Source organism: Hylemonella gracilis ATCC 19624 (genome assembly GCF_000211835.1).
Taxonomy (GTDB): domain Bacteria; phylum Pseudomonadota; class Gammaproteobacteria; order Burkholderiales; family Burkholderiaceae_C; genus Hylemonella; species Hylemonella gracilis.
Map to the genome: position 1 here is coordinate 1 of NZ_AEGR01000033.1, position 1,156 is coordinate 1,156.

General features: G+C 56.5%; 2 protein-coding genes. Both read right to left on the reverse strand.

Going from position 1 to position 1,156, the window contains the following annotated elements:
• Positions 1–97 precede the first annotated feature (97 nt).
• The gene (locus HGR_RS03065) at positions 98–397 is read right to left on the reverse strand and encodes a BrnA antitoxin family protein (RefSeq protein ID WP_006296613.1); all 300 of its coding nucleotides are present in this window, start codon (positions 395–397) and stop codon (positions 98–100) included.
• Between the two features lie 101 nt (positions 398–498).
• Positions 499–897 carry a hypothetical protein gene (locus HGR_RS17190; RefSeq protein WP_138922376.1) on the reverse strand — a complete coding sequence of 133 codons (399 nt, stop codon included), beginning with the start codon at positions 895–897 and terminating at the stop codon, positions 499–501.
• Between the last annotated feature and the right edge of the window lie 259 nt (positions 898–1,156).

Below are 1,156 nucleotides of genomic sequence, written 5' to 3' on the forward strand. Positions count from 1 at the left end.
CGGCGCTGCGACTTCATGCCCGTCTGAACCGCCATCCCCGAAATCGCGTGCGGGCGGCAGGCCCGGTGCGGTGGCTGCCCGAGCGATTAGCTCGGCCTCATGCTCGCCTCGACTGACGCGCTACATACTGCTGAAGCACGCCATCCATACGCGACTGCCATCCCTCACCGGTTGATTTGAAGTACGCCACGACTTCCGGGCTGTAGCGGACCGACACCAGCAGCTTTTTGTTCTCAGACTTGGGACGACCGCGCACGGCCTTCATCGGAACCATCGCCTGCAGCTGTTTGGGCGTCAGCGGCCGAGCATACGGGTCGGCCTTGGCGGCCGCCGTGATCGCTTTGTCTTCCGCAACCGTCGGCATGACGATAGCGGAACGTTTAGATATTTTGGACATAGTGCTTCACCTCGCGTCGGTTGGCTTTGCGCAAGCTGATGATTCTTCGCAACTCGCCATAGCTGTATCGTGCGGCAAGCATGGCACGACTGGATGAATGGTCACTTTGCCGCTCGAAAGAATACCAGCGGTGCGTTAGTTTTTTCCAGATTCAACTCTTTTCGCAGGTCGTCTCTTAAATCACAAAGCAGACGATTCAAATCTGTTCCCCCGGCTGATTTCCAGCGCTCTGTAGCTGCGTGAAGTTCACTTAGCTGCGAATCGGTACCGAATAGCTGAATGTCATGGAAAGCAGCTTCAAGCTTCTTAAATTGCTCTGAATTGGAAGGGCGAGATGCTGCCATGCCCAAATCTCGGTATGCCTGAATGAGGTAGGAGATTCGAATGTCGCGCTGCTTATTTTCGCGATCTCGTTTACTTGAAAAATGGTGCCCAACGAACCACCCAATGACTGCGACAGCTGCTGTCACCAACAACGGAATTAACAGACTGAAATTCATGCATGCACCTCGACAAAGTGATTCTGCCGCGTCAAATGAATGAAGGGGTAGCCCCTCATCTGCCGAAACGACTACAGCTTACCAAGTAACGCAGGCTCGCCGCGCCGGGCCTGCCGCCCGCGCGCGATTTCGGGGATGGCGGTTCAGATGGGCATGAAGCCGCAGCGCCGCAAGTGCGGCGCATCGTCCTCTGATTTGCGGCATCGTGTTTGAACGGAGCGACCGCAGGGCGCGCAGTGAGTTATGCCGCAGCGGCTTC

Coding starts and splice junctions, on each gene's coding strand:
- HGR_RS03065 (WP_006296613.1), bottom strand. CDS start 397: ATGTCCAAAATATCTAAACGTTCCGCTATCGTCATGCCGACGGTTGCG.
- HGR_RS17190 (WP_138922376.1), bottom strand. CDS start 897: ATGAATTTCAGTCTGTTAATTCCGTTGTTGGTGACAGCAGCTGTCGCA.